Origin of the sequence: Roseateles sp., from assembly GCF_031397715.1 — a bacterium.
Classification (GTDB): Bacteria; Pseudomonadota; Gammaproteobacteria; order Burkholderiales; family Burkholderiaceae_C; genus Paucibacter_A.
Genome location: NZ_JANNMI010000220.1, coordinates 1 through 4,608, shown reverse-complemented (window position 1 = coordinate 4,608; position 4,608 = coordinate 1). Strand labels below are relative to the sequence as shown.

The following is a 4,608-nucleotide window of genomic DNA, read 5'->3' as shown; positions in this document are numbered from 1 at the left end:
CTCTTCTATCGTGGCGGCAAACTTGACCGGCAAGGCGGTCTCCAGCACCAACATCGCGGTGCCCGGTTGGCGCTTCTCCAGCGCCACCTTCAGGCCATCGGCGGTATGGGTGTCGACCATCACGCCATACTTCTCGTAGGTCGAACGAATTGTTGCCAAACGGTCGGCATGGCTGCTGCTGCCGGAGACGAAACCATAAGCGCCAATCTGCGCGTGCTCGGACTGCGAAATCTCGAAACGCCCCGCCGTGGCGATCGCATCTTGAAACAGCGCCTTCACCCTTGGCCCGTCACGGCCCAAGAGGTCAAACACAAAGCGCTCGAAGTTGCTGGCCTTGGAAATATCCATCGAGGGGCTGGAGGTTTCATGCGTGTCGGCCGCGCCGCGCACGCGGTAAACGCCGGTGCGGAAGAACTCGTCCAGCACATCGTTCTCGTTCGTCGCCACGACCAGGTTCGCAATCGGCAGCCCCATCATCCGCGCCACATGGCCGGCGCAGACATTGCCGAAATTGCCGGACGGGACGCTGAAGCTGACCCGCTCCTCGTTCGACTTCGTGGCTTGGAAGTAACCGGCGAAGTAATAGACCACCTGAGCGAGCAGGCGCGCCCAGTTGATCGAGTTGACGGTGCCGATCTTGTAGCGCCGCTTGAAGTCCAGATCGCTGGACACCGCCTTGACGATGTCCTGGCAATCATCGAACACGCCTTCGATGGCGATGTTGTGGATGTTGGCATCTTGCAGGCTGAACATCTGCGCCTGCTGAAACGGGCTCATGCGGCCATGCGGGCTGAGCATGAAGACATTGACGCCGGCCTTGCCGCGCATCGCGTACTCGGCCGCGCTGCCGGTGTCACCCGAGGTCGCGCCAAGAATATTGAGCGTCTCACCGCGCCGCTTCAACTCATATTCGAACAGCTGCCCCAGCAACTGCATCGCCATGTCTTTGAAGGCCAGCGTCGGGCCGTTGGACAAGGCTTGCAGCGCCAAGCCCGGCTCCAAGACCTTGAGCGGCGTGATTTCGGGCGTGCCGAAAACTGCCTCGGTGTAGGTGCGGCGGGTGATGGCGCGCAGATCAGCCGCCGGGATGTCGTCGATATAGAGCGACAAAATCTCGAAGGCCAGATCGGCGTAACTGAGACCGCGCCATTTGCTCAACGTTGCCGCGTCAATTTGCGGATAGCTGACCGGCAGATAGAGCCCACCATCGGGCGCCAAGCCCTCCAGCAGGATTTCGCAAAAGGCCCGCTCGGTCTTGTCGCCGCGGGTGCTGATGTACCGAATTTCCCGCCGGGCCGCCCCAAGGGAAAATAGCGCCCCCTCGGGGGGCAGCGAAGCGTGGGGGCGATCAGTCATGCCAACTCTTCCTTGCGCAAGCGAACGATCGGCGCCAACACGGTCGGCAGACCTTGCATACGGGCCAAGGCGCGGTTCATGCGCCCTTCGACCGTCTCGTGCGTGAGGATGATCAGATCGGTCTGACGCTCACCCTCAGCGGACTCGCGCTGCAGCACCGCATCGATCGAGATATCGCTTTCGGCCAGTATCGAGGTGATGCTGGACAGCACGCCGGCCTCATCGGCCACGCGCAGGCGCAGGTAGAAGCTGGTCACGACCTCTTCCATTGCGAGCACCGGCGTGTCGCTCATGGCGTCGGGCTGGAAGGCCAGATGCGGCACGCGGTGATCCGGGTCGGCGGTATGCAGGCGGGTGATGTCGACCAGATCGGCGATCACCGCCGAAGCGGTCGGCTCGGCGCCTGCCCCCTTGCCGTAGTACAGCGTTGTGCCCACAGCATCGCCCTGCACGACGACGGCGTTCATCGCGCCCTCGACATTGGCGATCAGGCGCGCAACCGGGATCAGCGTCGGATGCACACGCAGCTCGATACCATTCTCGCGCCGCCGTGTCAGACCCAGCAACTTGATGCGGTAGCCGAGCTGCTCGGCATACTTGATGTCGATCGCCTGCAGCTGATTGATGCCCTCGACATGGGCCTTGTCGAACTGCACCGGGCTGCCGAAAGCGATCGCGCTCATCAGGCTGATCTTGTGCGCGGCGTCGACGCCTTCGATGTCAAAGGTCGGGTCGGCCTCGGCATAACCGAGGCGCTGTGCTTCCTTCAGCACCACGCCAAAGTCCAAGCCCTTGCTGCGCATCTCGGACAGGATGAAATTGGTCGTGCCGTTGATGATGCCGGCGATCCATTCGATGCGGTTGGCGGTCAGGCCTTCGCGCAAGGCCTTGATGATGGGAATGCCACCGGCCACCGCCGCTTCAAACGCGACCATCACGCCTTTTTCACGTGCAGCCGCAAATATCTCGGTGCCATGCACGGCAAGTAACGCCTTATTGGCCGTGACCACATGTTTGCCGGCGGCGATCGCCTCCAGCACCAGGGTCTTGGCAATGCCGTAGCCGCCGATCAGCTCGATGACGATGTCGATCTCGGGGTTGGCGATGACGGCGCGGGCGTCGTTGACGACGGTCACGTCGGCGCCGACGATGCTGCGGGCACGCTCGACGTCGAGGTCGGCGACCATAGCAATCTCAATGCCCCGGCCGGCGCGGCCGCGTATTTCATGCTGGTTGCGACGCAGCACGTTGAAGGTGCCACTGCCTACGGTGCCAATGCCCAGCAGGCCAACTTTGATCGCTTTCATGGGGGGTTGTTCTCTCTGGTCTTCGCTAAATTTCAAACGCTGCCGGCGCTTAGCGCCCGGCCCGCTTGCGGTAATGCGTCAGGAAACGCTCGATCCGCCCGACCGCTTCCCGCAGGTCGTCGGAGTTAGGTAAGAACACGAGCCGGAAATGATCGGGGGCTGTCCAGTTGAAGCCCGTCCCTTGCACGATCAGCACCTTTTCCTCGGCCAGCAATTCATAGGCGAACTGTTGGTCGTCCTCGATCTTGTAGATCTTCGGGTCCAGGCGGGGGAACATATATAACGCCGCTTTCGGCTTGACCACGCTGACGCCAGGAATCTGCGTCAGCAAATCAAAAGCGAGGTCGCGCTGGCGGCACAGCCGGCCGGTCGGTGCGACCAGATCATTGATGCTTTGGTAGCCGCCCAGGGCGGTCTGAATCGCCAACTGGCCCGGCGTGTTGGCGCACAAGCGCATCGAGGCCAGCATATTCAGGCCGGTGATGTAGTCCTGCGCATGGCGCTTTTCGCCCGACACCACCATCCAGCCGGCGCGGTAGCCGCAGGCACGGTAGTTCTTGGACAGGCCGTTGAAGGTCACGAACAGCACATCATCAGCCAGCGAGGCCAGGCTCGTGTGCACATGTCCGTCGTAGAGCGTCTTGTCGTAGATCTCGTCGGCAAAGATGATCAGCTGGTGCTGCCGGGCGATCTCGACGATCTCCAGCAGCACGCTGTCCGGGTACAGCGCGCCGGTCGGGTTGTTCGGGTTAATGACCACGATGCCCTTGGTATTGGGCGTTATCTTGCTGCGGATGTCGGCCACATCGGGCATCCAGTCGGCTTGCTCGTCACAAACGTAATGCACCGGCGTGCCGCCGGCCAGGGCGACCGACGCGGTCCATAGCGGATAGTCCGGCGCCGGCACCAAAATCTCGTCATCACTGTTGAGCAGGGCGTTCATGCTCATGGTGATCAGCTCTGACGCGCCGTTACCCAGATAGACATCATCGACGGTGACGCCGGCGATTTTCTTTTCTTGGCAGTAATGGACCACCGCCTTGCGCGGCGCGAACAGGCCCTTGGAGTCGGTGTAGCCGGCGGCGGCGGGCAGATTGCGGATCATGTCCTGCACGATCTCGTCCGGCGGCTCAATGCCAAAGGCGGCGATGTTGCCGATGTTCAGCTTGATGATCTTGTGCCCTTCTTCCTCCATTTGCCGAGCCTTGTCGAGCACGGGTCCGCGTATGTCATAGCAGACATTGGCCAATTTGCGGGACTTGAGCGTGGGCTTCAACAAGAGGTGAACTCCTCAAACAGGGCAGGGAATGCCAGGGAAAGCGGGCCGGCGCGCAGAAATGCTGCGCCGCAAAACGTACAATTTAATCACAGGCTGGTGGCCCGGCAGCAAAGTGCGCCGCGAGTGCCGGCTGAAATTCCTTGAAACTCCTCAGCCTTTCATCAACGCTTCGAGCGCCCTGATCCCGCCATGAAATTCCAACTCGATGAGCCGCAAGGCGGCAACAGCATTTCAAAGCATGACGGCCGCACCGTTTGGATCAACGGGGCAGCTTTTGGGACGAGCCTGCTGGTACCTTGGAAAGGCGAAGTTCAGCCTTGGAGCTTGCAGCGCTTTGAAGACCTGACGGAGCAGCACTTCGAGCAGGTCTTGGGGCTAAAGCCCGAATTAGTAATTTTCGGCAGCGGCGCACGCATCAGGTTCGCCCAGCCGGCCTTTTATCAAAGCTTGATTCAGGCCCGGATCGGCGTGGAGACCATGGATCTCGCGGCGGCCTGCCGCACTTACAACGTGCTGGCCAGCGAAGGGCGCAATGTTTTGGCGGCGCTTTTGATTGAGGCCTGAAAGCGGCAGCGCTTTTTGGGCATGCATCTCTGTACTTGGCAGGGCACCGAAGCCGCTATGTGCTGGTCGCCGGACCATGACGCCGAACAACGTATAATCAGC

At 61.3% G+C, this 4,608-nt stretch carries 4 protein-coding genes; 1 reads left to right on the top strand and 3 read right to left on the bottom strand.

What is annotated here, in order from left to right:
- The 3 genes from thrC to RMO57_RS09470 form a co-directional block, all read right to left on the bottom strand.
- Nucleotides 1–1,284 (bottom strand): threonine synthase (gene thrC, locus RMO57_RS09480; RefSeq protein WP_310386026.1); only part of this gene is annotated, 1,284 nt, incomplete at its 3' end.
- Between the two features lie 68 nt (nt 1,285–1,352).
- The gene (locus tag RMO57_RS09475; RefSeq protein ID WP_310386022.1) at nt 1,353–2,663 is read right to left on the bottom strand and encodes a homoserine dehydrogenase; all 1,311 of its coding nucleotides are present in this window, start codon (nt 2,661–2,663) and stop codon (nt 1,353–1,355) included.
- Nucleotides 2,664–2,712: 49 nt separating this feature from the next.
- Complete coding sequence (locus RMO57_RS09470; RefSeq protein WP_310386024.1) at nt 2,713–3,939, bottom strand: pyridoxal phosphate-dependent aminotransferase; 1,227 nt, start codon at nt 3,937–3,939, stop codon at nt 2,713–2,715.
- 192 nt (nt 3,940–4,131) lie between these two features.
- Between RMO57_RS09470 and RMO57_RS09465 the strand changes: the two genes are divergently transcribed.
- The gene (locus RMO57_RS09465; RefSeq protein WP_310386020.1) at nt 4,132–4,506 is read left to right on the top strand and encodes an Mth938-like domain-containing protein; all 375 of its coding nucleotides are present in this window, start codon (nt 4,132–4,134) and stop codon (nt 4,504–4,506) included.
- Nucleotides 4,507–4,608: the final 102 nt, after the last annotated feature.